This window comes from Microbacterium sulfonylureivorans, from assembly GCF_003999995.1.
Lineage (GTDB): Bacteria > Actinomycetota > Actinomycetes > Actinomycetales > Microbacteriaceae > Microbacterium > Microbacterium sulfonylureivorans.
Genome location: NZ_RJAD01000001.1, coordinates 1,068,658 through 1,093,778, shown reverse-complemented (window position 1 = coordinate 1,093,778; position 25,121 = coordinate 1,068,658). Strand labels below are relative to the sequence as shown.

The following is a 25,121-nucleotide window of genomic DNA, read 5'->3' as shown; positions in this document are numbered from 1 at the left end:
GCCCCGAAATCGCGGGACCGGTCGGCGGCCCCTTCCGCGAATGAGCGCATTCTCACGATGTAAGCGCTTGCAGTTTCTGCCCTCATCCTGTTAGCGTCGGCGGCACACTGCACCGCAGGCACGTCGCCGTGCCACACCTCCCCCAGGAGTTCCCCTGTGTCGAAGCCGACATCCGCACGTGTCCGCCGTTCCGCCGCGATCCTCACCGCCGCGGCACTCATCCTCACCGGGGGCCTGGTCGCCGCCGTGCCCGCCGCCGCGGCCGATCGCACCTTCGCGCTGGTCGGCAGCATCCAGAGCGAGCTCGGCTGCCCGGACGACTGGCAGCCGGACTGCAACGCCACCGACCTCATCGCCACCGACACCGCGGATGTCTACGCCGCGCAGTTCGAGGTGCCCGCCGGCACCTACGAGTACAAGGTCGCCGTCAACGACTCGTGGGCCGAGGACTACGGCGCCGACGGGGTGAAGGGCGGGGCGAACATCCCGCTCACGCTCGCCGGCACCTCGACGCTGCGCTTCAGCTTCGACGACACGACCCATCGGATCGGCATCGAGGTCGTGTCGGTCGACGGGGCGTACACCGCGGCCGACGACGCGCTCGTCGCCGAGCCGGTGCGCCAGCCCGGCAGCGCCGAGCAGTTCTACTTCGTCATGACCGACCGCTTCGCGAACGGCGACACGTCGAACGACACCGCGGGCATCCCCGGCGACCGCCTGGCGAACGGGTTCGACCCGACCGACAAGGGCTTCTACCAGGGCGGAGACCTCGCGGGGCTCCGCGAGCAGCTCGATTACATCGAGGGTCTCGGCACGAGCGCGATCTGGCTCACCCCGAGCTTCAAGAACCGGCCCGTTCAGGGCGCCGGCGCCGATGCGAGCGCCGGGTACCACGGCTACTGGATCACCGACTTCACGCAGATCGACCCGCACCTCGGCACCAACGAGGAGCTCGAGGCGCTCATCGCCGATGCGCACAGCCGCGACATCAAGGTCTACTTCGACATCATCACGAACCACACCGCCGATGTGATCTCGTACGCGGAGGGCTCGCAGAGCTACATCACGAAGGAGGCGGAGCCGTACCGCGACGCGGAGGGAACAGCCTTCGACCCGGCGACCTACGCGGCCTCCGACACCTTCCCCGACCTCGACCCCGCGACGAGCTTCCCCTACACGCCGGTCATCGCGGACGCGGACGCCGACGTCAAGGTGCCGGATTGGCTCAACGACCCGACGCTGTACCACAACCGCGGAGACTCGACCTGGGCCGGCGAGTCCGTCACGTTCGGCGACTTCGTCGGACTCGACGACCTCATGACCGAGCACCCGACGGTCGTCGACGGCTTCGTCGACGTCTACCAGGACTGGATCGACCTCGGCATCGACGGCTTCCGCATCGACACCGCCAAGCACGTCAACTTCGAGTTCTGGGAGCAGTGGGCGACCGAGGTGCTCGACTACGCCCACTCCAAGGACAAGCCCGACTTCTTCATGTTCGGCGAGGTGTACGACGCCGACCCGGCCAAGCTGTCGCCGTACGTGCGCAAGACCGACATGAACTCCGTGCTCGACTTCACCTTCCAGAGCGCGGCGACCGCGTACGCGAAGGGAACCGGCGTCACGGCCAAGCCCAGCGGACTGCAGACGCTGTTCGCCGGCGACGACATGTACACCACGCCCGACTCGTCGGCCACGGCCCTCCCGACCTTCCTGGGCAACCACGACATGGGGCGCATCGGGTACTTCCTCGCCGGTGCCGACGCGCTCCAGCGCGACGAGCTCGCCCACGAGCTGATGTACCTCACGCGCGGCCAGCCCGTCGTCTACTACGGCGACGAGCAGGGCTTCGCGGGGACCGGCGGCGACAAGGACGCTCGTCAGACCCTCTTCGCGACGCAGACCACGGACTACGAGAACCAGCCCCTCGTGACGGGGGAGCAGCTCGGCAGCGTCGACCGCTACGACACCGACGCTCCGCTGTACGAGCACATCGCCGCCCTCGCCGAGCTGCGGGCGGCCCACCCGGCCCTCGAGTCGGGCGCGCAGATCGAGCGCTACGTCGACGATGCGGCGGCGGGCGTCTACGCCTTCAGCCGCGTCGACCGCGACGACAAGATCGAGTACCTCGTCGCGACCAACAACGCGACGACGGCCAAGACCGTCTCGATCCCGACGCTGACGACCGATGCCTCGTTCACGGCGCTCTACGGCGGCGGAGCGGCCTTCGCGACCGACGCGGCCGGCGTCGCGTCGGTCACCGTGCCGGCGCTGTCGGCCGTGGTCTACACCGCCGACGGACCGGTCACCGCGCCCGCGCAGGCCGGCGAGATCTCCGTCACCCTCCCCGCGGCCGGGGCCGGCCTCACCGGCGTCTCGCCGGTGGGTGCCGACATCGCCGACGGCGTGTGGGCCGAGACGAGCTTCTCGTGGCGCGTCGTCGGCGACGACGAGTGGCACGCGCTCGGAACCGCTGAGGACACGTCGCCCCGCGTCTTCCACGACGTGGCCGGTCTCGATGCGGGCACGCTGCTCGAGTACCGCGCGGTGTCGACGGATGCCGCCGGCCACCGTGCCGCGGCATCCACCTACGCGTCCGTCGGCAACCGGGTGAACCGCGCCGTCGTGGAGGAGCCCGAGGAGCCGGAGGTGCCGGAGGAGCCCGAGCCCCAGGAGCCGAAGGACTACGGGTTCGTCAGCGTGCCGGGCAGCTTCAACAGCGAGGCCGGCTGCCCCGGTGACTGGCAGCCCGAGTGCGGTGCCGTGCAGATGACCGAGGCCGCCGGCGGCGTCTGGTCGCTCACCGTGGACATCCCCGCCGGGGACTACGCGTACAAGATCGCGACCGAGAAGTCGTGGGGCGAGAACTACGGCGCGGGAAGCGCTCCCGGGGGCTCCGACATCCTGCTCGACCACGACGGCGGCGAGGTGACCTTCTACTTCGACTCTCGCACCAAGAACATCTGGTCGACCGCGGACGGGCCGGTCATCACCCTCCCCGGATCGCTGCAGAGCGAGCTCGGGTGCCCCGGCGACTGGCAGCCGGAGTGCCTCGCGACGATGATGTTCGACCGCAACGCGGACGGCGTCTTCCAGTACACGACCGACGACCTGCCGACCGGCTCGTACGAGGTCAAGGTCGCCCACAACCTGAGCTGGGACGAGAACTACGGCGTGGGCGGTGCGCCCGGCGGCGGCAACATCACGTTCAGCGCGAGCCAGGGCAAGGTCGTCACGTTCCGCTACGACCTCGAGACGCACATCCTGACCGTGAAGGCGAGCGACCCGCCGCTGGCCGGCGTCGGCGAGCTTCGCGCTCACTGGATCGACGCCGAGACCATCGCGTGGCCGGCCGACCTGGGCACGGCGGCGGCGGACGCCTCATGGCAGCTGCACGCGTCGGACGAGGCATCCCTCGCCCTGGCCGACGGTGAGATCACCGGCGGCGACGCGATCGACCTCCCGCGGGTCGACGGCGGGCTGACCGCAGCACAGAAGACGGCCTTCCCCGCGCTGGCGGGCTTCACCGCACTGCACGTCGACGGAGCGGATGCCGCGGCCCTCCTGAAGGGTCAGCTCATGGTGTCGCAGCGCGACGCCGGCGGAGTGGTCAAGGCCTACACGGGCGTTCAGATCCCGGGTGTGCTCGATGACCTCTACGCCGACGCGGTCGCCGACACCGCCCTCGGGGTGACGTTCAAGAGCGGCACGCCGACGTTCCGGCTGTGGGCTCCGACCGCGCAGGCCGCGACGCTCCTCACCTGGGAGGCCGGCGCCGACGGCGACCCGACCCGTCACGAGGCGTCGTGGGACGCGGCATCCGGTGTCTGGTCCGTCAAGGGGGCGAAGTCGCTCAAGGGCGACGAGTACCTGTGGGAGATCGACGTGTACGCGCCGGCCACCGGCGAGATCGAGACGAACGTCGTGACCGACCCGTACTCGCTCGCGCTGACGACGAACTCCGAGCGGTCGGTCGCGATCGACCTGAACGACAAGGCGTGGAAGCCGAAGGCCTGGGAGAAGACGAAGGCGCCGGTGATCGACCGCCCGGTCGATCGTGCGATCTACGAGCTGCACATCCGCGACTTCTCGATCACCGACGAGACGGTCCCCGCGGAGGAGCGCGGCACCTACCGGGCGTTCACGCGCGACAGCGCGGGCACCGCGCAGCTGCGCGAGCTCGCCGACGCCGGCATCAACACCGTCCACCTCCTGCCGTCGTTCGACATCGCGTCGATCGAGGAGGACCGCTCGAAGCAGGCCGTGCCCGACTGCGACCTCGCGTCGTTCGGACCGGCCAGTGAGGAGCAGCAGGCGTGCATCGAAGAGGTCGTCGACGCAGACGGCTTCAACTGGGGCTACGACCCGTACCACTACTCGGCTCCCGAGGGCTCGTACGCCGTCGATCCCGAGGGCGGGGCGCGCGTGCACGAGTTCCGCGAGATGGTCGGGGCTCTTCACGGCATGGACCTGCAGGTCGTGCTCGACGAGGTCTACAACCACACGGCGCAGTCCGGCCAGGACGCCAAGTCCGTGCTCGACAAGGTCGTGCCCGGCTACTACCACCGCCTGAACCTGGCGGGCAACGTCGAGACGTCCACGTGCTGCGAGAACGTCGCGACCGAGCACGAGGTCGCGCAGAAGCTGATGGTCGACTCGGTCGTCACGTGGGCCCGCGACTACAAGGTCGACGGCTTCCGCTTCGACCTGATGGGCCACCACTCGAAGCAGAACATGCTCGAGATCCGCGCCGCGCTCGACGAGCTCACGCTCAAGAAGGACGGCGTCGACGGCAAGGCGATCTACCTCTACGGCGAGGGCTGGAACTTCGGCGAGGTCGCGAACAACGCCCTCTTCGAGCAGGCCACGCAGGGGCAGCTCGGCGGCACCGGGATCGGCACCTTCACCGACCGCCTCCGCGACGCTGTGCACGGCGGCAGCCCCGTCGACGGCGCGTCGATCTTCTACCAGGGCTTCGGCACCGGACTCTCCACCGACCCGAACGGCCGCCCCGGCGTGCCCGGAGACCCGGCAGGCGACCTCGCGCGCAAGACCGACCTGGTCAAGCTCGGCCTTGCGGGCAATCTCCGCGACTTCGAGATGACGGCGTCGGACGGCACCGTGAAGGCGGGCGACCAGTTCCTCTACAACGGCGCGCCCGCCGGTTACGCCGACCAGCCCGACGAGGTCATCACGTACGTCGACGCGCACGACAACGAGACGCTGTACGACCACCAGGTCTTCAAGCTCCCGGTCGACACCTCGATGGCCGACCGTGTGCGGATGAACACGCTCTCGCTCGCGACCACCGCGTTCTCGCAGACCCCGTCGTTCTGGCACGCCGGGACCGAGCTGTTCCGCTCGAAGTCGCTCGACCGCAACAGCTACAACTCGGGAGACTGGTTCAACCGCATCGACTGGACCGGCCAGGAGTCGACGTTCGGCTCGGGCGTGCCGCGCAAGTCCGACAACGAGGACAAGTGGTCGATCATGAAGCCGCTGCTCGAGAACCCGGCCCTCAAGCCGGGAGCCTCGGACATCGCGTCGGCCGAGGCATCCGCTCTCGACCTGCTCCGCATCCGTGAGGAGGTCGGGCTGCTCCGCCTGGGCTCTGCGGACCTGATCCAGCAGAAGGTGTCGTTCCCGAACAGCGGACCGGATGCCACGCCCGGCGTCGTCGTGATGCTCATCGACGACCTGGTCGGCGACGACGTCGACCCCGAGCTCGAGGGTGCCCTCGTGGTGTTCAACGCCTCGCCCGACGCGAGGACGCAGGCGCTGCCCGACCTCGCCGGGCGCGGGTTCGCCCTGACGGCCGCCCAGGCCGGGGGAGCGGACGCCGTCGTGAAGACGACGAAGTGGGATGCCGCGGGCGGCGAGCTCACGGTGCCGGCTCGTTCGGTGGCGGTGCTCGTGGACAAGGCCGACGTGCGCACGGCAGTGCTCGCGGCGCCGGACAGGATCGTCGCCAAGCACGGCACGACAGTGACGGTCACCGGCAAGGTCGTCGCGGCCGACGGGACGGCGCCGGTCGGCACGGTCACCGTCACCGACGGCGGCGTCGTGATCGCGACGGTGGCGCTCACCGCGGCCGACAAGGGCAAGGTCCGAGTGGCTCTGCCGAAGCTCGGCAAGGGGCTGCACCTGCTGCGCACCACGTTCGACGGCGCGGCCGGGTTCAAGGATTCGCGGGCGATCGTGCCGGCGCCGGTGCTGATCTACTGACGTCGCGCGTGAAACGGACGGGACGGATCCCGGTGGTCGGCGCCGACAGCGCCTGATCCGCCCGGAATCCCCCGTCCGTTTCACGTGCTCGCCGCGTCAGCCGCGGGAACCGGCCTTCGCCGCGAACGGCCTTGTGCGCGCCGGTAGGCGGCGGTATAAGAAGGTGTCCGCCCCGGCGGTCAGCGCGGGCGCGCCTCGTCTCTGTGACGCCGTGCGGCGGACACAGGAGGAACCATGCGCGGGAACAAAGACGAGCTCATATCGGCCGCGCTGCGGTCCGGGGTGAGCGATGCGCTCATCGATCAGGTGAACATCGACCTCATCGCCGGGCGCGGCCGACGACGGTTCCTGCCTCGCGGCAACCCGGTCTCCGACGCCATCGGCGAGCGCTTCGTCGACCAGCGCGCGCACGAGCGAGTCGGTCCGGCGACGCGCCGGCCATATCGCGTCGACGTCGACGGATTCGGCGCCGACATCCTCCAGGCGCTGAACGGCCAGTGCGTCGGTTACGTCGTCCGGCTCCAGGAACCCGGCGCTCCGGGGCTCACGTTCCAGAGCGGCCTGGCGCGGGCAGCCGGCGAAGGCGATGCCGGATGGAACCCGGAGGTGCGACAGCACGTCGCGAGCGTGAGCAAGCTCATCACCGCGATGGCCGTCGTGAAGGCGCTCGACGATGCCGGAGTCCGCGGGGACGACTCCATCGCGCCGTATCTGCCGACGTACTGGAAGCAAGGATCCGGGATCGCGGACGTCACGTTCCACCGGCTGTTGACACACACCTCGGGGTTCGCCAATCCGCAGTCGGACGACGCCGTGTTCGGTGAGCTCAAGGCGCAGATCGCCCGCGGGACCTACTTCTCGCCGCCACAGCCCAAGCCTTACCAGAACACGAATTTCGCGATGTTCCGGATCCTCCTCGCCACCTTGACCGGCGCGGTCGCCCCCAGCCTCCAGGTGGCGGGTATGCCGGAAGAGGCCACGGATCGGCTCTGGGATCAGCTGACCATCCGTGCGTACGAGGACTACGTGAAGCAGCACGTCTTCGGTCCGGCCGGCGTCGTGGATCCGACGCTTGCGAGTGCGCCGGGATACGCCCTCGGCTATCGGTTTCCGATGGCGTCGAGCGGGTGGGATGCCGGTGACCTCTCGTCGATGGCCGCGACGATCTCGTGGCATCTCTCGGCCTTCGAGCTCGTGCGGGTGCTCGAGGCGTTCGAGTCGGACGGCTCGATCGTGCCGCCGGCGCGGGCCGAGGAAGCACTCAAGGCCGGGTGGGGGATCGATCAGAGCCGGACCAACCCGGCCGGGCGGTGGTACCTCAAAGGCGGGCGCTGGGAAAGCGGCGCCAATCAGCTGCTCCAGGCGGTCGCCGGCATCCTGCCCGGCCGTCTCCAGCTCGCCGTACTGGTCAACTCCCAGATAGGACCGGCGGACCGCTCACTGATCAACCTCGTGGGCGACACGATCGACGCCAACGTGGTCCCCCTGCTCTGATGAGAGGCAAGGTCATCCCTGAGACGGACGCCTATGGGACTTCCGGCCGACGCGCCGCGCGAGCGCGCTCCGTACCGTCGAAGGCGTGACAGCAACCAGTCCCATCCAGACGACCCGCCGCGGCCTCACGACGACCGGCGCACTCGTGCTCGCGGTGGCCGGCAACATCCTGGTGGTGGCCATCGGCGTGCTCGCCGTGGCCGGAGTCGCCGCCGCCGCGGTCGCGGTGTTCGGCCCCGGCATCCTCGCTGCGTTCTGATCGCCGGCTACGGCGTGGAGCCCGCCGGCCAGGTATCGGGGACGGCGCCCGCGTCTGGTGCAGGGATCACGCCCTGCAGTCCTGTGACGGTCTCGGCCGAAGCGTCGTCCTGCTGGCGGAGAAACAGCATCACCTCGGCTTCGGTGTCGAGCGGATCGCCGTCGGGGTATGGGCTGCCGGTCTCGCAGGTGCGCGGCTGAGAGACGACTTCGATCGTGTCGGCGCCGCTCCCCTCGACCCATTCGGATACCTCGACCGTCCACACGTGCGACGCGTGCCCGTACCGATCGACGGTTCCCGTGGAGCCGACGACCTGGCCGATGACAACGGCGTCCGAGTCCTCGGCAGCGTCGCGCGGCGTCTCGAACCAGACCCAGTCCACGCAGGTCATCGTTTGCATCGGCAACACGCTGCAGCCGCTCAGACAGGCGGCGAAGAGGAGGAGGGCGGCGCCGAGCCGGACGGTACGTCGCATGATCCGAGGATGCCGCACCTCGGTGCTCTCGTTCGGCATCGGAATCCGATCGAAACGAAGTGTCGACATCCTCCGCCGCCAGGCGACGCCCCACATGAGGGTGGTGTCCGGCCACCCCGCCACGGAAGGATCAGACCATGAAGTTCATGATGTTCGTCGTCAGCGACGCCCAGCCCGATCAGCCGTCCGACGAGTCCGACATCGACCTCTGGGTCGACCCGCTCGATGCGAGCGGCAAGCGCGTGATCGGCGAGGTGCTGGCGCCGGTGTCCGACGCGACGGTGGTGCGGGTGCGCGGTGGCAAGGTGCTGACGACGCGCGGGCCGTTCGCGGAGACCAGCGAGGTGATCCTGGGGTTCGACATCCTCGAGGTCGCCGACCTCGACGAGGCGATCGAGATCGCGTCGCGGCATCCGATGGCCCGCAACGGCCAGATCGAGCTCCGCGCCTTCGCGCCCTGGGACGAGTAGACCTGGGCGCGCGAGCGACCCCGAGGCCCCGCGCCCGGGGTCGCTCACCCCGGCCGGTCCGGAATACTCGTGGCTGTGACCTCTCCCCTCGCGGTTCCCGGCCTTCCCTTCCCCCTGCTCCCGTCCGACGAGTCGCGCTGGCGGATGACCGCCGAAGCTGTGGCCGTGACGGCCGCCGCGCACAGCGATCTCTTCGCTGACCCGAGCGGCGACGGCCAGACCGCTGCGGAGTCGCAGCTCAACGCGGCGACACTCCTCGGCGATGGCCCGGTCGGCGACTTCACGTTCTCGGCCCGCGTTCGGGTGGGGTTCGAGGCGACCTTCGACGCCGGCGTGCTGCTGATCTGGGTGGATGAGCGCCACTGGGCGAAGCTCTGCGTCGAGCTGTCGCCGGACCGCGAGCCCATGGTCGTCTCGGTCGTCACCCGCGGCGTGTCCGACGACGCGAACGCGTTCGTGGTCACGGGGCCCGACGTCCGCCTCCGCGTCTCTCGGATCGGGCAGGTCTTCGCCTTCCACGCCTCGACCGACGGCCGGCGCTGGGCATTCGTGCGAGCGTTCTCGCTGCCCGGTGCGGAGACGGCGCGCATCGGCTTCGAGGCGCAGAGCCCGATGGGCGACGGCTGCGAAGTGTCGTTCGCCGACGTGGAGTTCGCGCAGCGCACCCTCGCGGATCTGCGCGACGGGAGTTGATCCTCCGCACAAAACACGGTCTCCCTCGCAGATACATGGAAGTCCATGTAAAATCAGCAACGTGCCAAAGACGGCACGGTGACTTTCATCAGGATGCCCCACGAAGGCGTCACGGTGAGGCTGAAGGAGCAACGATGTCCATGACGATCACCCCGCCGAGCGAATCCCTCTCGGCAGACGAGCGCGCCGCCATCATCGAAGCGGTCCGCGACTTCGCGGAGTCCGAGCTCGCGCCGCACGCGCTCGAGTGGGACGAGAACAAGCACTTCCCCCGCGACACCCTCCACCGCGCCGGCGAGCTCGGGCTCGGGGGCATCTACGTGCGCGAGGACGTCGGGGGCAGTGGCCTGTCCCGTTCCGACGCCGTGGCGATCTTCGAGCAGATCGCTGTGGGCGACCCGTCGATCGCGGCCTACATCTCGATCCACAACATGGTCGCCTGGATGATCGACACCTACGGCTCCGACGTCCAGCGCCAGGAGTGGCTGCCGCTGCTCACCTCGATGCAGGGCTTCGGCAGCTACTGCCTCACCGAACCGGGCGCGGGGTCCGACGCCGCCGCGATCACGACGACCGCGATCCGCGACGGCGACGAGGTCGTGCTGACCGGCGTCAAGCAGTTCATCTCCGGAGCGGGCGAGGCATCCGTCTACATCGTCATGGCTCGCACCGGCGAGCCGGGCGCGCGCGGCATCACCGCGTTCCTGGTGCCCGCCGACACGGCCGGGCTGTCGTTCGGCGCCAACGAGAAGAAGATGGGCTGGAACGCTCAGCCGACCCGCCAGGTGATCCTCGACGAGGTGCGCGTCCCCGCGGCGAACATGCTCGGCAGCGAAGGGCAGGGCTTCAAGATCGCGATGTCGGCGCTCGACGGCGGCCGCATCAACATCGCGGCGTGCTCGCTCGGCGGCGCGCAGTGGGCGCTCGACCAGGCGGTCCGCTACGTGCAGGAGCGCTTCACGTTCGGCGAGGCGCTCGCGGCGAAGCAGTCCGTCGTCTTCACACTCGCCGACATGGCCACCGAGCTGCGCGCGGCGCGGGCATTGGTGCGGGATGCCGCGGCCGCCCTCGACGGCAACGGCACAGGCGTGAAATCCCCCGACGCCTCGATGCAGTGCGCGATGGCCAAGCGCTACGCGACCGACGCCGGCTTCCGCATCGCGAACGAGGCGCTGCAGCTGCACGGCGGCTACGGCTACCTCCACGACTACGGGATCGAGAAGGTGGTGCGCGACCTTCGCGTGCACCAGATCCTCGAGGGCACGAACGAGATCATGCGGGTCATCATCGGCCGCGAACTGCTGGGAGCCTGACCATGCGCATCGCCTTCCTCGGCCTCGGCCACATGGGTCTGCCCATGGCCCGCAATCTCCAGGCCGCCGGGCACGAGGTCGTCGGGTTCGACGTCTTCCAGGGCGCGATGGATGCCGCGGCCGCCGGTGGCCTCGCCGTGGCGGACTCCGGCGCCGCCGCCGTGAGGGCAGCGTCGGCCGAGATCGTCGTGACGATGTTCCAGTCCGGCAAGCAGGTGCTGGATGCCTACAGCGGTGTCGACGGCGGCGCAGGCCTCCTCGACGTCGCGGCACCCGGCACGCTGTTCATCGACTCGTCCACGATCGCCGTCGACGAAGCCCGTGCCGCCCACGCGGTGGCCGAGGCCGCGGGACACCGCTCGCTGGACGCACCCGTGTCGGGAGGAGTCGTCGGGGCGGAGAACGCGACCCTCGCCTTCATGGTCGGCGGGACCGACGACGACTTCGAGGCGGCCCGTCCGGTGCTCGAGGCGATGGGGCGCCGGATCGTCCACTGCGGCGGAGCGGGGCTGGGGCAGGCCGCCAAGGTGTGCAACAACATGATCCTCGCCGTATCGCAGATCGCCGTCGCCGAGGCGTTCGTGCTCGGCGAGCGGCTCGGGCTCTCGCACCAGGCGCTCTTCGACGTCGCGTCGAACGCCTCGGGGCAGTGCTGGGCGCTCACCACGAACTGCCCGGTGCCCGGGCCCGTGCCGACGAGCCCGGCGAACCGCGAGTACCAGCCGGGCTTCGCGGGAGCGCTGATGTCCAAGGACCTCGGCCTGGCGGAGCACGCGATCGTCTCGACGGGGGTCGAGGCGCGGATGGGCATGCTCGCGCGGGAGATCTATCGGGCCTATGCCGAAGGCGCGGGTGCCGGGCAGGACTTCTCGGGGATCATCAACACGATCCGCGACGACAGCCGCTGACGCGGAGACATCTGCGGTTCAGGTGGAGCGCAGGCGGATGCTGCGGAACAGCGCCTCGATCTCGGGTTCGAGGAAGGCGACGGAGCCCAGGTCGTCGTCGATGAGCTCCAGCAGGAGGACGGTGCCGTCGCGCGCGCCGAGGACCCGGGTGACCGCCACCACGGCGTCCGGCAGTTCGAGCAGCAGCGTGACGCGCAGGGCGACGGTGAACGCCGTGTCCTCCAGCACGGTCACGGTCTGGACGAAGCCGCCGATTCCCGTACGCGCGAGTTCGACGAGCTCTTCCGCCGCAGTCTGCTCCGACTCGATCGCATAGAGATGCACGAGCCGGTCGGGAGCGCCGGCGTCGGGTCGTCGCCAGAATCGCTCCAGTGCCTCCGGCAGCGGCGGGGCCATCACCGCCCGTTCGACCGCCGTCGCGGCGAACGCGCTGCGCACCTCGGCCGGCACGCTGCGCTCGGGCAGCAGATCGGCGGTGAGATCGGCCGCCCACGACATGGCGGAGTCGTAGCCGTTCCAGGGGAAATCGAGGGGGACGAAGATCCAGACGTGGGAGTCGACGTCGATCGTGAATTCGAGGGTCATCGCCAGCGGAAGGTCTCCAGGATGGTGTCGCTCGTCTCGGTGAGGAGCTCGAGCGACGAGGGGTCGGAATCGTCGAGATGGGCGATCGATGCGAGGAAGACCATGCCCCGGCGGTCGCCCTCGGCCGGCAGCGGGAACCCGTAGCCGATCTGGCGCGACATCACACCGGCGAAGTCTCCCGAACCCCGCGAGTCCTTCACCCAACGGTGCACGATTCCGATCGGAGTGTCGAACCGCTCGATCGGCGCCCCGGCCGCGAGCGTCGGGAGTGCGTCGGCGAAGACGTGGCCCTCGGCCGCGGCATGCTGCTTCACCGCGATCGACAGCGGAACACCACCGCCGTCCGGATCGCTCGGGAGATAGATGGCGGCGATGCGGTTCACCTTCAGCGTGCGCCAGTAGCTCTCGATCATGGTGCGGGCCTGCGCGTCGAGGTCGGGTCGCGAGAGCTCCCGCATGCGAGCCGAGGCCTGCGCGACCAGAGCGCGCTTCCCCTCGTCGTCGACCATGTAGCGCACCCAGCCGCGGGGCATCATGACGTGGAAGCCCTGCGGCTCGGCGGAGATCACGCGGCGGTCCTCACGAGGGCAGCCTGCCGGTCATCCGGAGGCGGTCGTACTCGCGTCCCTTCGCACCGACGGCGACCAGGAGCACGACGAGCGAGAACGCGCTCGGGATGAGGGCGAGCCAGTGCCAGCCGAGGTACCCGTCCTCGGCCTGCGGCATCGCGATGGGGCCGGCGTCGCTCGGGAACAGGAACATGAACAGCACCGCGGATCCTGCGGCCGCGACGGTCTGCCCGACGGCACCGAGCAGTCGATTCGCCAACCCGGCGGGTGTGCGCACGCACATCGGGATCACGACGATCGCGCCGATCAGCGCCGGCACGACGAGCAGCCATGCCGGTACGGGGAAGGCCGGCCAGCTCCACACCTCGGACCAGTTGGTGCCCTGCTGCTCGGCGATGCGTCCTCCGGTGAAGATCAGCGAGCCCGCGATGAAAGCGATGAGCACTGCCGCCATGAACATCTGACAGGTGCTGTACACGCGCCGCAGCGCCCGCCCTCGGTCGGGCGCTGCATCCGGGGCCGGGGGCGTCATCCGATCCGCACCTCGTTCGCGCCGGGGATCTCGAACGCGAAGCCCGTCACGGGCTCCAGGTTCTGGACGAGGTCGAATCCGAACGACGCACCCCAGACCCCGACGTTGACGCCCTGCTTCCACAGCGCCGGAAGTGCGCCCTGCGTCTGCGTGATGAACTGCTGCACCGGCGCGGCGCTTCCCCAGGGGGACGAGCGCATGGTCCCCAGGAAGTTCTCCACCTGCACCAGGCGTGCGTCGCCGAGGACCATCGTCCGCATCGGGCTGACGAAGGTTCCTGGCGCGGGCAGGCCGGCGCGGGCACGTCCGGGCGCTCCGAGCCAGCGCAGCGGCGCGGACCACGTCGTCGGGCGGAACAGGTTCCAGCGCGGCAGGCCGCCGCGGATCACGCCCGTCACGACGCCGCGACCGTTCTGGATCACGGCGGAGAGCGCGGGCGCGCCCTTCGAGAGGATCTTTCCGATGCCGAAGGGCAGCAGGCCCACCGCGGACAGCAGCAGGTCGCTCAGGGTGCCTTTGCCGGCGAAGAACTTCAGGGCGTTGAGCGCGACGACCAGCAGCGTGAGGCCGAAGATGATCGCGCCGAGGAGCCCGGTCAGCGGTGCGCCGATGATCAGCGCGATGACCGTGAGAGCCAGGATCACCCAGCCGACCACCTCGAGGAAGTTGTCGAGGCCCTCCCAGAATCCGTCGTTGTTGTCGGCGGAGTCCATGGCCTTCTGGATGCCGCCCACGGCGTCCTCGTACGCGGTCTCCCACGTCTCGAAGGTGTGGTCGAACTGACTCCACAGCTCGTCGCGGTGCGCGAGGGCGCTCGTCTCGGCCGTGGCCGCGTCGGCGGCGGCCGACTCGGCCGCGCTCAGCTCGGCGCGGCTCGGCTCGTCCTCCCAGATCCAGACGGTCTCGATCGAGGAGAGGTCGCCGGCAGCGGACTCGCGCGCCTCGCGCGCCGACTCGTAGTCGCGCTCCGCCCGCTCGATCGAGGACTCGTTGCTGCGGATCCACGACTTCGCCGTGCCCAGCGCGTCGGCGTAGGTGCGGATCACGCGGCCGGTGTCCTCGTAGCGGACGGCCGCCCGGGCCAGGTCGTCGGCAGCCTCGCCGGCCATCTCGGCCAGCTTGTCGGTGCCCTTGCTCTTGCAGACGTCCGAGTCGGCGATCTCGCTCAGCGCGGTCGCGGTCCGGTCCATCGTCAGGCCCAGCTTGACCAGGGCGTCGCCCCGGTTCCAGAGGTCTTCGGGACTGCCCTCGAGCTGCCGCAGCTCGTGATTGCCGACGGGAGACCGCATCAGAGCGCCACCTGCGCGTTCACGGTGCCGGTGGCCTCGGCACCGTCGAGCGAGCACGCGGTGTCGCGGTCCCACTCCTCCCAGCCGTCGACGATGCCGCTGAGCTGTTCGAGGATGTTCTCGAGGTTCTCCTTCAGCTTGTCGCGCTTGTCGTTCCAGGCCGACTCGAAGTCGGAGGCCTTGTCGCGCAGCTCGCTGCGATCGTCGGGCTTGCCGATCGACTGCTCGAGACCGTCATTGGTCTTGGCGGCACTCTCGAACTCGGCGACGGTCGCCGCGAGACCGTCCTTGGTCTCGCGCAGCCGCGCGAGGTCCAGCATGATGTCGACCACGGAGTCCTCCTCGCTGCGTCTCGGGGCGACGGTGTGCGCCGCCGCCCGAGAACGCCCTGCGACAGCGTCAGTTGCCGGCGAGTGCCTGGTCGGTGTCCTTGATCGCCTGCTGCATCTTGCGCAGCGACTCGCCCATGTCGGAGATGCCCTCGATGGCCTTCTCCAGACCGGTCGTCAGCTCGGTGTAGCCCTCGCCGAACTTGCCCGACGCGTGCTGCGTCTTGAAGTCGTCGCCCAGCAGACGGTCCACATCGCTCTTCAGACGGCGAAGGACATCGCCGATCTCCTCACGACCGCTGTCGAGCTTGCCCGACATCGCTTCCATCTCGCCGTAAGAAGCCTTGAAGTCCGCCATGGTCATTCCCTTCGTCGGTGGAGCCGGGGAAGTGCCGGCCCGTCGAGGCTAACCGAATCGTCGCACGCTCCCTATGGGGAGGATCACCCATGTGGGGAAGACGCACAGGGCAGCGTCCTGCCGACGCCTACGATCGAAGGTGCCGCGATGACGCCGAAGGGTGGGAGCTCCCGATGACCGAGTACGAGACGATCCTGGTCGAGACGCGCGGACGCGTCGGCTGGATCACGCTGAACCGTCCCGAGGCGCTCAACGCCCTCAACACCCAGACGATGAAGGACGTCGTGGCCGCGGCATCCGCCTTCGACGTCGACGAGGGCATCGGCGCCATCGTGCTCACGGGATCGGAGCGGGCGTTCGCGGCCGGCGCCGACATCAAGGAGATGGAGTCCAAGAACGGGCTCGAGATGCTGATGGCCGACCACTTCGGCGGCTGGACGCAGTTCGCGGCGGTTCGCACGCCCGTCATCGCAGCCGTGTCCGGCTACGCACTCGGCGGCGGCTGCGAGCTGGCCATGATGTGCGACATCATCCTCGCCGCCGACACCGCGAAGTTCGGCCAGCCCGAGATCAATCTCGGCGTCATTCCCGGCATGGGCGGCTCGCAGCGCCTCATCCGCGCGGTCGGCTACTACAAGGCGGCGGAGCTGATCCTCACCGGGCGGATGATGGATGCCGCGGAGGCCGAGCGCTCGGGACTGGTCTCGCGCGTCGTGCCCGCAGCCGACCTGCTCGACGAGGCGGCGAAGACGGCGGAGACCATCGCCGCGAAGTCGCTGCCGTCGCTGTACGCGGCGAAGGCGACGCTGGATGCCGCGATGGAGGTGCCGCTCGCGGAGGGCCTGCGCCTCGAGCGCCACGTGTTCGCGAGCCTGTTCGACACGGCCGACCAGAAAGAGGGCATGGCGGCGTTCCGCGAGAAGCGGTCGCCGGACTTCACGAACCGCTGAGTGATCGGCGGGATCAGAGCGGGTCGGGCTGCGGCCGGGGGTCCGTGAAGTCGCCGGAGTCCTTGCGGAACCGCGCGATGATCCTGACCAGCTCGGCGGTGTCGTCGTCGGTGAGCCCGACGTCCTCGAACACGGCCTCGTTGAGCGCGGCCGTGGCGTCCTCGACCAGATCGCGCCCGGTCGGCGTGATCACGAGCATGGCCGCGCGTCCGTCGATCGGGTGGGGCTCCCGTGACACCAGCCCGTCGCGGGCGAGTCTGTCGACGGTGTTGGTGACGCTGGTCGGGTGCACCTGCAGTCGCGCGATGGCGCTGGCCATCGGCATCCGCCCCGCCCGGGTGAAGGCCAGGAGGCGGAGCATCTCGTAGCGTGCGAACGACAGGCCGAAGGGCTTCAGCGTCGCGTCGATGCGCGCGAACATGAGCTGCTGCGCGCGGATGATCGAGGTGACCGCGGTCATGCCGGCTGCGGCGGGTTCCCACCCGTGGTCGATCCACTGCCGCTTGGCCTCGGCGATCGGGTCGACGGGCAGTCGTCGTGGCGCTGACACGGGGGTACCTCCTCGCTCCCACCGTACCGGCTGAGGGCGTGCGAACCCCGGCTCGCGACCGCGGGATCATGGGGTGGACACACACGCGGGCGCCCAGGCGGCAGCACGGTTGTGGGGCCCCACGGTCGATTGGGCGCATGCCGGACGTCGCCCTAGACTCGTGCGCAGCGTGAGGAGATGGCAATGAAGATCGTCGTCCTGGTCAAGGAAGTCCCGGATACGTACGGGGATCGCAAGCTCAGTCTCGAGACCGGTCTGGCCGACCGTGCCGCGAGCGAGTCGGTGCTCGACGAGATCGGCGAGCGCGCGCTCGAGGTGGCGCTGTCGTACGCCGACAAGAACGCCGGCACCGAGGTCGTGGTCTTGTCGATGTCTCCCGAGTCCGCCGCCGCGACGGTACGCAAGGGACTCGCCATGGGTGCCGCCTCGGCGGTCCAGGTCGTCGATGGGGCACTCCTCGGCGCCGACCTCGGCCTGACTGCGGAGGTGCTGGCGGCGGCGGTCAAGCGCACCGGCTTCGACCTCGTCATCGCCGGCAACCAGTCCACCGACGGATCGGGCGGAGTGATGGCGGCCATGGTCGCCGAGCTCCTCGACGTGCCGGCGGCGACATCCCTCAACTCGGTCGACATCGGCGAGACGGCCGTGTCGGGCGTGCGGGCGAGCGACGGCGCGACCGCGCAGGTCACCGCCGAGCTCCCCGCGGTCATCTCGATCACCGAGGCGCTGCCCGACGCGCGGTTCCCGAACTTCAAGGGCATCATGGCGGCCAAGAAGAAGCCGTACGAGACGCTGTCGCTCGACGACCTCGGCATCGACGCGCATGATCCCCGGGCCTCTCGGTCGATCGTGATCTCGCTGAGCGAGAAGCCGCCGCGCGAAGCCGGCGTCAAGATCGTCGACGAGGGCGACGCGGGCGAGAAGCTCGCCGAGTTCCTCATCCAGAACCGGCTCGCGTAAGGGATGCCTGACATGACTTTCGCCGAAGACTCGATCCTGGTCCTCCTCGACGTCACGCCCTCCGGTGCGCTGGCCAAGTCGTCCGCCGGCCTGCTCGGCGCCGCCGCCCAGGTGGGCACGCCGGTCGCGCTGATCGTCGGCGACGAGAAGCTCGCGTCGGATGCGGCGGCCCTCGGCGCGGCATCCGTCCTCGTCGCCGCGCCCGGCGACGGACTGGTCGTGCCGCTCGTCGACGCCCTGACTGCCGCGGCCGACCTCGTTCGCCCCGATGCCGTGCTGGTGTCGCACTCGGTGGACGGCCGCGAGGTCGCCGGGCGGTTCGCGGCGCGCACCCGGTCGGGCATCGCCGTGGATGCCGTCGGCGTCTCCCGCGATGCCGAGGGCGTTGTCGCGCACCACTCCGTCTACGGCGGTGCGTACAACGTCGAAGCCGCCGTCACATGGGGTGCGCCCGTCATAACGGTGCGACAGGGAGCGGTGGATGCCCGCGCCGAGGCGGTCGCCGCGCCGCCGGTCGAGCAGCTCACGGTCACGCCGTCGGGCCGCAGGGCCGCGACGGTCGCCGTCGTGGAGGAGGCGGTCGTGTCGTCGACCCGCCCCGAGCTGCGCGGAGCCGCCAAGGTCGTCTCGGGCGGTCGCGGCCTCGGGTCCGAGGAGAAGTTCGCGCTCGTCGACCAGCTCGCCGACGTGCTCGGCGCGGCGGTCGGCGCGTCCCGCGCCGCGGTCGACGCCGGATACGTCCCGCAGTCGTACCAGGTCGGCCAGACCGGCGTCTCGGTGGCGCCTCAGCTGTACGTCGCGCTCGGCATCTCGGGCGCCATCCAGCACAAGGCGGGCATGCAGACCGCGAAGACGATCGTCGCGATCAACAAGGACGCGGATGCCCCGATCTTCGAGATCGCCGACTTCGGCGTCGTCGGCGACCTGTTCACGGTCGTGCCGCAGCTGATCGCGGCGCTCGAGGCCAAGAAGGCGTAACCCGGCGTGGCGACCTTCCCAGCGACCATCCGCCGCGGTCTGCCGCGGCGCCCCGGCGGCGAGCCCTGGCCTCCCGCCGGTGAGGCGCCGGTCGGCGTCGCGGCGGCAGCCCTGGGCACGGTCGACGGCGATGGCGCCGGGTCGATCGCGGTGGACCCGGCCCCGGCCGCCGACACCGCCGACACCGGTGCCGCGACCGCCTCGTCGGTCGTGGAGGTCGCTTCCACCGCTGTCGCTGACACCGGTCCCGCCGCCGCGGCCCCCGCAGGTGTGGCGGCAGAGTCCGCGGTCGCGGGCGGCGGTGCCGCCGCCGTATCGCGCCCGATCCGTCGCGGCCTGCCCCGCATCGCCGGTGGCGAGCCGTGGCCGCCGGCCGGAGCCGCTCCGTCCGCATTGCCCGCCGCTGAGGCTGCCGCTGCCGCTGCCGCGGCCGTCCAGCCTGTCGCCGCACCGGCCGCGGCAACCACCGCGACGGCGCCTGCCGACTCTGCTGCGCCGGACGATGTCAACGCCCCCGTCACCGAGGCGGCGGTCGCCGCGGCATCCGTCCTCACCGGGGACCGCCCGCTGCGTCGCGGCCTGCCCCGCACACCCGGCGGCGAGGCCTGGCCGCCGCCCGGCCTGTTCGCCGCCGCCTCTGCCCCCGCCGCCGCCTCTGCCCCCGGTACCGGCCGCACTTCGCCGCAAACGCCGCAGCCGGAAGTGCGTGCGACGTCGCAGACTGCGGCTGTCGTCGACGCGCCGGAGGGTGCGGCATCCGCTGCGTTCGACGTCAGCACCCCGCTGCCGTTCACCCGCACGGTGTGGGCCGGCGCCGCGGCGCGGACCCGTCCGGCGCCGAAGGCCGAGCCGAGGCGGATCGGGCGATTCACGCGGCTCGAGTGGGCAGGGATCGTCATCGTGGGCGGCGGCGGGCTGCTCTACGCCGGGCTCATGGCCGTGTTCGCGGTGCGCTGGCTGCTGAGCACGCAGTGGGGCGTCGACTTCCTCGCCGCATACCCGGGCGAGTACCACCTTCCCGAGGGCGCACCGGTCGGCATCCCGGCCTGGCTGGGCTGGCAGCACTTCTTCAACGTGTTCCTGATGGTCCTCATCATCCGCTCGGGGCTGCAGGTGCGCACCGAGAAGCGCCCGAGCGTGTTCTGGTCGCCGCGCGGCAACGGCAAGCGCAAGATCAGCCTGAACCTGTGGTTCCACCAGTCGCTCGACATCCTGTGGCTCGTCAACGGAGTGATCTTCGTGACTCTGCTGTTCATCACGGGGCAGTGGATGCGGATCGTGCCGACCTCGTGGGAGGTCATCCCCAATGCGATCAGCGCGGGGCTGCAGTACGTGTCGCTCGACTGGCCGACCGAGAACGGGTGGGTGAACTACAACTCGCTGCAGCAGCTCGCGTACTTCGCGACCGTGTTCATCGCCGCGCCCCTCGCGGCGATCACCGGGGTGCGCATGAGCGGCATCTGGCCCAAGAACGCGAAGACGCTCAGCCGTGTCTACCCCGTCGAGTGGGCCCGTGCCGTGCACTTCCCGGTGATGCTCTACTTCGTGCTGTTCATCTTCGTGCACGTCGTGCTCGTGTTCGCGACGGGGGCGCTGCGCAACCTCAACCACATGTACGCCGCGCAGGGCTCCGTCGATCCGGACGCGTACCTGATGAACTGGACCGGGTTCTGGATCTTCGCGGTGTCGATGCTCGTCATCGTCGTCGCCTGGATCGCCGCGCGGCCGCTGGTGCTGGCTCCGATCGCCCGCCTGTTCGGCAAAGTCTCCGGGCGCTGATCCGCCCGGACCCGCCCGGGGCGCGCCGTCGACCGGACACGCCGGGCTTCCCGGCGCGTCGCGCGAGGAGAACGCCCCGAGTCCGCGACGGCGGCGGTCAGGCGGACGGCTGAGCGGATGCCGCGCCCGCGGCGAATCCCTCGGCGTAGGCCTCGTCGGCACCGAGCCGGAACATGTCGCGCTCGAGGGGGCGCACGATCGACCGGGCGCCCGGGAGGTCGAGCGACCCGACGAGGTCGGCACGACCGCGCACCACGGCGACCGGGCGACGGGCGGCCTTGCCCTTGACGAGGTCGGCGGCGGCGGCGAGCTCGTCGGCGACGCACGGCATCGTCACCACGAGGGGGCGCCCCTCGGCATCCGTCCCTCCTCGGAGATCCTCGAAGACGTGCACGCCCCCGGCGCCGATCGCGTGATCGGTCTGCCCGTCGCGCCAGGCGCGGCCCAAGGTGTCCGAGATCAGCACGCCGATCTCGACCCCGAGCCGCTCGCGCAGGCCCGCCGCGATGAGGCGGGCGGAGAGGTCGGGGTCTTCAGGGAGGAGCAGGATGGTGCCCTCGGGAGTGTTCGACGCGTCGACGCCGGCCGCGGCCGACACCATGCCGAGCCGGTTCTGCACGATCCGCGTCGTCCCGCCGTTCGGCGTCGGGCGCGTCGCCACGACCCGGACCGTCTCGGCGGTGATCGCTTCCTCGCGGTCGTCGGCCGCCACGATGCGGCCTTCGGCCTTCGACACGATCTTCGACGTCACCACGACGATGTCGCCGTCGGCGAGGGCGCCGGTCGCGGCATCCATGATCACCGAGACCAGGTCGGCACCAGGGGTGATCTCGGGGATCCCGTCGAGGGCCCAGACCTGCAGCACGTCAGGCGGACTCAGCGGACGAAGCGGACTTCGGTGAGCGTCTCGCCGAGGAACGGCTCGGTGTGCGAGGCGCCGTCGAGCGAGAAGCCGTTGCGCGTGTAGAACCGGTGCGCGCGCGGGTTGTCGTCGGCGACCCAGAGGTACACCTGCTCGTCGGCCTCGATGACCGAGTCGAACAGCTTCTGGCCGATGCCGGTGCCGTGGAATTCGTCGAGCAGGTAGATGAAGTACAGCTCGCGGAACCGCGGGGCGTCCTTGTCGCGAGCGGGGCCGGAGCCCGCGAACCCGACGATCTCGCCGTTCACGAGAGCGGCGAACATCTTGAACTCGGGGCCCTGGACGGCCCAGTGGGTCCAGAGCTCGGCGAGGCGCTTGGGCGAGACCGCTTCGAGGGCGGCCTTGCTGATGAGGTGGTCGTAGGTCTCGTGCCAGCAGGTCGCGTGAACACGGCCCAGGGCCTCTGCGTCCACGTCCCGGACCGGACGGACGACGATGTCGGTCTGGAGTTCGGCTTCCATGGCCAGACTCTACGCTCGCCCTCGCGTGAGGAGAAATCGACCGGACGACGGCTGTGGATCGGGCGTGTCGAGACGAGCGGATGCCGCGCCCCGTCCTGTCGGAACCCGACAACCGAATGTCGGATCCGAGCGCGGATCGCTACCATCGCTCCCCGTGAACGTGATCTGGCGGACCCTGCTCGTGATGCTGACCGCGCGCCGGCGCGTCCGTCGAGAAGGGCGCCTCGGACCCGCCGGTGTCGGACGGATCCGGCTGACCACGCTGCCGACCGACATCGACATCCTGCTGCACATGAACAACGGCCGGTACCTGTCGCTGTTCGATCTCGGCCGCTGGGATCTGCTCGTGCGCACCGGTCTCTGGGACGTCATGAAGAGCCGTGGGTGGTATGCCGTCGTGTCGAGCGAGACGGTGACCTTCCGGAAGTCCCTCGAGCTGTGGCAGCGCTTCGACGTCGAGTCGCGCATGGTCGGGCACGACGACAAGGCCGTGTACCTCGAGCATCGCGCCGTCGTCGGCGGAGAGGTGTACGCCCGGGTGATCGTCCGCGCCCGCATGATGAAGCGCAGCGGTGGCACGCTGTCGCACGAGGAGCTGTTCGGCGCGGTCGGGTATCCGGACGGCATCCCGGAGGTCGATCCGTGGGTGCACGACTGGGCCGCGGCATCCGCTCTGCCTCCGAGCCGCGCGGAGGCTCCGAGCGTCTGGAACTGACCTCCCGCTAGACCCGGCGCCGGCGTCGTGCGCGGATGAGCGTGTCGGCTGCGAGCAGAAGCGACCCTGCGCCGAGGGTGATGCCCGCGATGAGGGGCAGCATGCCGGGATCGCCGCCGCCGGTCGCCGGCAGTCCGCTTCCGACGGTGGACGACGGCGACTGCGGGTCGGTCGGCGATCCGGTGTCGGTGGGCTCCTCCGGCGTCGGCGTGATGAGGGTGGGCGATCCGGTGGGCGTGGGGGTGATCGTCGGGGTCGGTGTCGGTGTGATCGTCGGGGTGATCGTCGGGGTCGGGGTGATCGTCGGCGTCGGAGTCACGTCGCCGTCCTCGATGCACGTGAGCTCGGCCGCGAAGGGGAAGTCGTGGATCTCGCGCGGCGTCCCCACCGGCACGGCCGCAGGCATCCCGTGGATGAGCGAGTTCGCGATGACGTTGCCCTCGACGTTCTGCGTCACCTGCCAGTTGACGAGCGCGCGGGGAGCGTAGATCGTGCCCTCCAGGCTGTCGCCGCCGGTGACGACGACGGAGGTCGCGTCGACGAAGTTCCAGAGGATGAAGGGGGCGGCGCCGCTGCCGATGCCGGCGCTGTTGGGCATCGAGCCCGCGAAGTCGCCGGTGACGTTGACGAGGAGCGGCGTGGCCGCGGTGGGCGCCGTCGTGAAGGTGAGCTCGGCCAGGGACTCGAGATCCGCCGCAGCGATGTTCAGGACGTTCGTCTGACCCGGCACGAGCGTGATGCGTCCGTTGGTTCCCGGCGGGAACGGGCTGGGGATGGCCGCGCCGCCGTCGCGCGGGATCACGTCGATCGTCGGGGTGCAGCTGCCGAGCAGCGCCGACGTGCCGCGGTAGAGCTCGAACGCCGCAGCGATGTCGAGGAGGTCGCTCGGGACCGGCGCCTCGATGGACGCGGCCGACTGCGGGACGGTCCCCTCGATGCGGGGCTGCGTGTCGAAGCCGCCGCCGGGCGGGACGATCCGGAAGCTCTGGCCGTCGGGGACCGGCGCCACGTCGTACGTGCCGGTGTCGGCGATCTTGGCGAAGCCCGTCCCACCGAGGAGCCGAAGGGTCAGGCCGGTGTTGTCGGGCCAGACCATGCCGCCGCCGACGAAGAGGGTGATGTGCGAGGCATCGCCCGGCACGGTGATGGTCGGCCGCGTCCCGATCAGGTTGTACGCGCTGTTGAAGGTGAGGTCACCTCCGAGGGCGAGTGTGCCCTCGGCCTCGTCCGCGTTGAGCTGGACGTCCTCCTCGACGACGACGAGGAACCCGCTGTTGGCCGGGTGCCCGGCGAGCGGCTGGGTGACGGGGTTGATCGGCCCGATGGTGTCGCCCGGCGCGGCGATGGCGGTGTTGACCGCGATCGTCGATGTCACGACCCCGACGACCACGATGCCTCCCGCCAGCGCGGCGATCCCCCCGAAACGTTTCGTCCCCATCCCTCCACCCTCTCCCAGTACCCGCCGTGAGGCAACGATCGCCACGGAAGAGCCCGATCATCCCGCGCTTTTCCCGGGCCGCCGTACCGGACGGCGGCTCCGCACGCAAGGGCTTTGCAGCGAGGCATCCGATCGGGTTTCGTGCAGGAGTGCGCAGGGCACCCCCCCGCCCCGCGCACGGAGGAGGAGACCCCATGGATACCGCTGCCCTGATCTGGATCATCGTCGGCGTCCTCGTCGTCGCGATCATCGTCGTCGTCGCGCTCGCGCTCACCGCGCGCGGCCGCGCGGAGCAGAAGCGTCGCGCCGAGCACGACAAGGCGCAGAAGCTCCGCGCCGAGGCGCGCGAGACCGAACTGGCTGCGCGCGAGAGCGAGGCCCGTGCCGCGCAGACGCGGGCGGATGCCGCATCCGCCGCCGCGGCCGCGCAGCAGGCGCAGGCGCAGGCGGCGCAGGCCGACGTCGACGCGCGCCGCCTCGCCGACAGCGTCGGCGAGCACGAGTCCGAGGCGATGGAGCGTCGGGCCGAGCAGCAGGAGACGCTGCGCAAGGCCGACGAGGTCGACCCGTACGTGACCCCCGCCGCCGCAGACGACCACGCCGTCGCGCACGACGACCGCGTCGCGCACGCCGACGCCGCCCAGCACGCCGACGCAGCCCACCGGGATGAGCGTGCGGCGGGCCGCGATGGAGTCCCGGCGGCGCCCGACGGCGTGCTCGGTCGAGACGCCGCCGACGCCCGTCACGACACCGCGCACCACGAGGAGCCCGCGATCACCCGACCGCCGGCGTGGGCGACCGACGCGAGCGTCGACAGCAGCGTCGACGACGGCGCCGTGCCGCCGGCGACGCGCCGCGACCCGGCCTGA

General features: G+C 70.4%; 24 protein-coding genes. 13 read left to right on the top strand and 11 right to left on the bottom strand.

Annotation, left to right across the window (positions count from 1 at the left end; all coding sequences use genetic code 11):
• Positions 1 to 156: 156 nt before the first annotated feature.
• The 3 genes from pulA (at position 157) to EER34_RS17415 (ending at position 7,978) form a co-directional block, all read left to right on the top strand.
• Positions 157 to 6,225, top strand: coding sequence for a pullulanase-type alpha-1,6-glucosidase (gene pulA, locus EER34_RS04805; RefSeq protein ID WP_127473397.1), 6,069 nt, complete (start codon positions 157 to 159; stop codon positions 6,223 to 6,225).
• Positions 6,226 to 6,459: 234 nt separating this feature from the next.
• Entirely contained in the window at positions 6,460 to 7,719 is a 1,260-nt protein-coding gene (locus EER34_RS04800) for a serine hydrolase domain-containing protein (RefSeq protein ID WP_127473396.1), read from the top strand.
• An 85-nt stretch (positions 7,720 to 7,804) separates the two neighbouring features.
• Entirely contained in the window at positions 7,805 to 7,978 is a 174-nt protein-coding gene (locus tag EER34_RS17415; protein WP_164743450.1) for a hypothetical protein, read from the top strand.
• 7 nt (positions 7,979 to 7,985) lie between these two features.
• On the opposite strand, the gene EER34_RS04795 is transcribed toward EER34_RS17415, so the two are convergent.
• The gene (locus EER34_RS04795) at positions 7,986 to 8,453 is read right to left on the bottom strand and encodes a hypothetical protein (protein WP_127473395.1); all 468 of its coding nucleotides are present in this window, start codon (positions 8,451 to 8,453) and stop codon (positions 7,986 to 7,988) included.
• A 137-nt stretch (positions 8,454 to 8,590) separates the two neighbouring features.
• Here EER34_RS04795 and EER34_RS04790 point away from each other — a divergent pair, with 137 nt between their 5' ends.
• The 4 genes from EER34_RS04790 (at position 8,591) to mmsB (ending at position 11,837) form a co-directional block, all read left to right on the top strand.
• Positions 8,591 to 8,923: a YciI family protein gene (locus tag EER34_RS04790; protein ID WP_127473394.1), complete on the top strand. Its 333-nt coding sequence runs from the start codon at positions 8,591 to 8,593 to the stop codon at positions 8,921 to 8,923.
• Between the two features lie 75 nt (positions 8,924 to 8,998).
• The gene (locus EER34_RS04785) at positions 8,999 to 9,616 is read left to right on the top strand and encodes a DUF1349 domain-containing protein (RefSeq protein ID WP_240642122.1); all 618 of its coding nucleotides are present in this window, start codon (positions 8,999 to 9,001) and stop codon (positions 9,614 to 9,616) included.
• Positions 9,617 to 9,750: 134 nt separating this feature from the next.
• On the top strand, positions 9,751 to 10,929 hold the full coding sequence (locus EER34_RS04780; RefSeq protein WP_127473393.1) for an acyl-CoA dehydrogenase family protein: 1,179 nt from the start codon (positions 9,751 to 9,753) through the stop codon (positions 10,927 to 10,929).
• Positions 10,930 to 10,931: 2 nt separating this feature from the next.
• Positions 10,932 to 11,837 (top strand): 3-hydroxyisobutyrate dehydrogenase, encoded by a 906-nt coding sequence (gene mmsB / locus EER34_RS04775; protein WP_127473392.1) that lies wholly within the window; start codon positions 10,932 to 10,934, stop codon positions 11,835 to 11,837.
• An 18-nt stretch (positions 11,838 to 11,855) separates the two neighbouring features.
• Here mmsB and EER34_RS04770 read toward each other — a convergent pair whose 3' ends face one another.
• The 6 genes from EER34_RS04770 to EER34_RS04745 all read right to left on the bottom strand — a co-directional run bounded on the left by EER34_RS04770 (position 11,856) and on the right by EER34_RS04745 (position 15,499).
• Complete coding sequence (locus EER34_RS04770; RefSeq protein ID WP_127473391.1) at positions 11,856 to 12,422, bottom strand: hypothetical protein; 567 nt, start codon at positions 12,420 to 12,422, stop codon at positions 11,856 to 11,858.
• Positions 12,419 to 12,991, bottom strand: a complete 573-nt coding sequence (locus EER34_RS04765) for a hypothetical protein (protein ID WP_127473390.1) — start codon at positions 12,989 to 12,991, stop codon at positions 12,419 to 12,421. The genes EER34_RS04770 and EER34_RS04765 overlap by 4 nt, the downstream gene beginning before the upstream one ends.
• A gap of 10 nt (positions 12,992 to 13,001) precedes the next feature.
• The gene (locus tag EER34_RS04760) at positions 13,002 to 13,523 is read right to left on the bottom strand and encodes a hypothetical protein (protein ID WP_127473389.1); all 522 of its coding nucleotides are present in this window, start codon (positions 13,521 to 13,523) and stop codon (positions 13,002 to 13,004) included.
• Positions 13,520 to 14,812: a hypothetical protein gene (locus EER34_RS04755; protein ID WP_127473388.1), complete on the bottom strand. Its 1,293-nt coding sequence runs from the start codon at positions 14,810 to 14,812 to the stop codon at positions 13,520 to 13,522. The genes EER34_RS04760 and EER34_RS04755 overlap by 4 nt, the downstream gene beginning before the upstream one ends.
• A complete protein-coding gene (locus EER34_RS04750) occupies positions 14,812 to 15,144 on the bottom strand; it encodes a BAR domain-containing protein (RefSeq protein WP_127473387.1) in 333 nt (110 codons plus the stop codon). Before EER34_RS04750 ends, EER34_RS04755 begins: the two co-directional genes overlap by 1 nt.
• Positions 15,145 to 15,211: 67 nt before the next feature.
• Positions 15,212 to 15,499 carry a WXG100 family type VII secretion target gene (locus tag EER34_RS04745; RefSeq protein ID WP_127473386.1) on the bottom strand — a complete coding sequence of 96 codons (288 nt, stop codon included), beginning with the start codon at positions 15,497 to 15,499 and terminating at the stop codon, positions 15,212 to 15,214.
• Between the two features lie 173 nt (positions 15,500 to 15,672).
• Here EER34_RS04745 and EER34_RS04740 point away from each other — a divergent pair, with 173 nt between their 5' ends.
• Positions 15,673 to 16,449 (top strand): enoyl-CoA hydratase, encoded by a 777-nt coding sequence (locus EER34_RS04740; RefSeq protein WP_127473385.1) that lies wholly within the window; start codon positions 15,673 to 15,675, stop codon positions 16,447 to 16,449.
• A gap of 13 nt (positions 16,450 to 16,462) precedes the next feature.
• Here the strand turns inward: EER34_RS04740 and EER34_RS04735 are convergent, their stop codons facing one another.
• Positions 16,463 to 16,999 (bottom strand): MarR family winged helix-turn-helix transcriptional regulator, encoded by a 537-nt coding sequence (locus EER34_RS04735; protein WP_127473384.1) that lies wholly within the window; start codon positions 16,997 to 16,999, stop codon positions 16,463 to 16,465.
• Positions 17,000 to 17,182: 183 nt separating this feature from the next.
• Between EER34_RS04735 and EER34_RS04730 the strand changes: the two genes are divergently transcribed.
• Genes EER34_RS04730 through EER34_RS04720 form a run of 3 tightly spaced genes read left to right on the top strand, consistent with a single transcriptional unit; the run spans position 17,183 to position 20,716 of the window.
• Positions 17,183 to 17,959 carry an electron transfer flavoprotein subunit beta/FixA family protein gene (locus tag EER34_RS04730; protein ID WP_127473383.1) on the top strand — a complete coding sequence of 259 codons (777 nt, stop codon included), beginning with the start codon at positions 17,183 to 17,185 and terminating at the stop codon, positions 17,957 to 17,959.
• A gap of 12 nt (positions 17,960 to 17,971) precedes the next feature.
• Positions 17,972 to 18,937 carry an electron transfer flavoprotein subunit alpha/FixB family protein gene (locus EER34_RS04725; protein ID WP_127473382.1) on the top strand — a complete coding sequence of 322 codons (966 nt, stop codon included), beginning with the start codon at positions 17,972 to 17,974 and terminating at the stop codon, positions 18,935 to 18,937.
• Between the two features lie 6 nt (positions 18,938 to 18,943).
• Positions 18,944 to 20,716: a cytochrome b/b6 domain-containing protein gene (locus tag EER34_RS04720; RefSeq protein ID WP_127473381.1), complete on the top strand. Its 1,773-nt coding sequence runs from the start codon at positions 18,944 to 18,946 to the stop codon at positions 20,714 to 20,716.
• A gap of 97 nt (positions 20,717 to 20,813) precedes the next feature.
• Here EER34_RS04720 and cofE read toward each other — a convergent pair whose 3' ends face one another.
• Both cofE and EER34_RS04710 read right to left on the bottom strand, forming a co-directional pair.
• Positions 20,814 to 21,581 (bottom strand): coenzyme F420-0:L-glutamate ligase, encoded by a 768-nt coding sequence (gene cofE / locus EER34_RS04715; RefSeq protein WP_127473380.1) that lies wholly within the window; start codon positions 21,579 to 21,581, stop codon positions 20,814 to 20,816.
• An 11-nt stretch (positions 21,582 to 21,592) separates the two neighbouring features.
• Positions 21,593 to 22,099, bottom strand: a complete 507-nt coding sequence (locus tag EER34_RS04710) for a GNAT family N-acetyltransferase (RefSeq protein WP_127473379.1) — start codon at positions 22,097 to 22,099, stop codon at positions 21,593 to 21,595.
• 154 nt (positions 22,100 to 22,253) lie between these two features.
• On the opposite strand from EER34_RS04710, the gene EER34_RS04705 reads away from it, so the two are divergent.
• Entirely contained in the window at positions 22,254 to 22,814 is a 561-nt protein-coding gene (locus EER34_RS04705; protein ID WP_127473378.1) for a thioesterase family protein, read from the top strand.
• A gap of 7 nt (positions 22,815 to 22,821) precedes the next feature.
• Here EER34_RS04705 and EER34_RS04700 read toward each other — a convergent pair whose 3' ends face one another.
• A complete protein-coding gene (locus EER34_RS04700) occupies positions 22,822 to 24,252 on the bottom strand; it encodes a collagen-binding domain-containing protein (protein ID WP_127473377.1) in 1,431 nt (476 codons plus the stop codon).
• A gap of 194 nt (positions 24,253 to 24,446) precedes the next feature.
• On the opposite strand from EER34_RS04700, the gene EER34_RS04695 reads away from it, so the two are divergent.
• The gene (locus EER34_RS04695) at positions 24,447 to 25,121 is read left to right on the top strand and encodes a hypothetical protein (RefSeq protein ID WP_127473376.1); all 675 of its coding nucleotides are present in this window, start codon (positions 24,447 to 24,449) and stop codon (positions 25,119 to 25,121) included.

Excerpts from the sequence above, each read along its gene's own strand:
- EER34_RS04800 (WP_127473396.1), top strand. The coding sequence starts at position 6,460 with ATGCGCGGGAACAAAGACGAGCTCATATCGGCCGCGCTGCGGTCCGGG.
- EER34_RS04795 (WP_127473395.1), bottom strand. The coding sequence starts at position 8,453 with ATGCGACGTACCGTCCGGCTCGGCGCCGCCCTCCTCCTCTTCGCCGCC.
- EER34_RS04790 (WP_127473394.1), top strand. The coding sequence starts at position 8,591 with ATGAAGTTCATGATGTTCGTCGTCAGCGACGCCCAGCCCGATCAGCCG.
- EER34_RS04780 (WP_127473393.1), top strand. The coding sequence starts at position 9,751 with ATGTCCATGACGATCACCCCGCCGAGCGAATCCCTCTCGGCAGACGAG.
- mmsB (WP_127473392.1), top strand. The coding sequence starts at position 10,932 with ATGCGCATCGCCTTCCTCGGCCTCGGCCACATGGGTCTGCCCATGGCC.
- EER34_RS04770 (WP_127473391.1), bottom strand. The coding sequence starts at position 12,422 with ATGACCCTCGAATTCACGATCGACGTCGACTCCCACGTCTGGATCTTC.
- EER34_RS04760 (WP_127473389.1), bottom strand. The coding sequence starts at position 13,523 with ATGACGCCCCCGGCCCCGGATGCAGCGCCCGACCGAGGGCGGGCGCTG.
- EER34_RS04755 (WP_127473388.1), bottom strand. The coding sequence starts at position 14,812 with ATGCGGTCTCCCGTCGGCAATCACGAGCTGCGGCAGCTCGAGGGCAGT.
- EER34_RS04745 (WP_127473386.1), bottom strand. The coding sequence starts at position 15,499 with ATGGCGGACTTCAAGGCTTCTTACGGCGAGATGGAAGCGATGTCGGGC.
- EER34_RS04740 (WP_127473385.1), top strand. The coding sequence starts at position 15,673 with ATGACCGAGTACGAGACGATCCTGGTCGAGACGCGCGGACGCGTCGGC.
- EER34_RS04730 (WP_127473383.1), top strand. The coding sequence starts at position 17,183 with ATGAAGATCGTCGTCCTGGTCAAGGAAGTCCCGGATACGTACGGGGAT.
- EER34_RS04725 (WP_127473382.1), top strand. The coding sequence starts at position 17,972 with ATGACTTTCGCCGAAGACTCGATCCTGGTCCTCCTCGACGTCACGCCC.
- EER34_RS04710 (WP_127473379.1), bottom strand. The coding sequence starts at position 22,099 with ATGGAAGCCGAACTCCAGACCGACATCGTCGTCCGTCCGGTCCGGGAC.
- EER34_RS04700 (WP_127473377.1), bottom strand. The coding sequence starts at position 24,252 with ATGGGGACGAAACGTTTCGGGGGGATCGCCGCGCTGGCGGGAGGCATC.
- EER34_RS04695 (WP_127473376.1), top strand. The coding sequence starts at position 24,447 with ATGGATACCGCTGCCCTGATCTGGATCATCGTCGGCGTCCTCGTCGTC.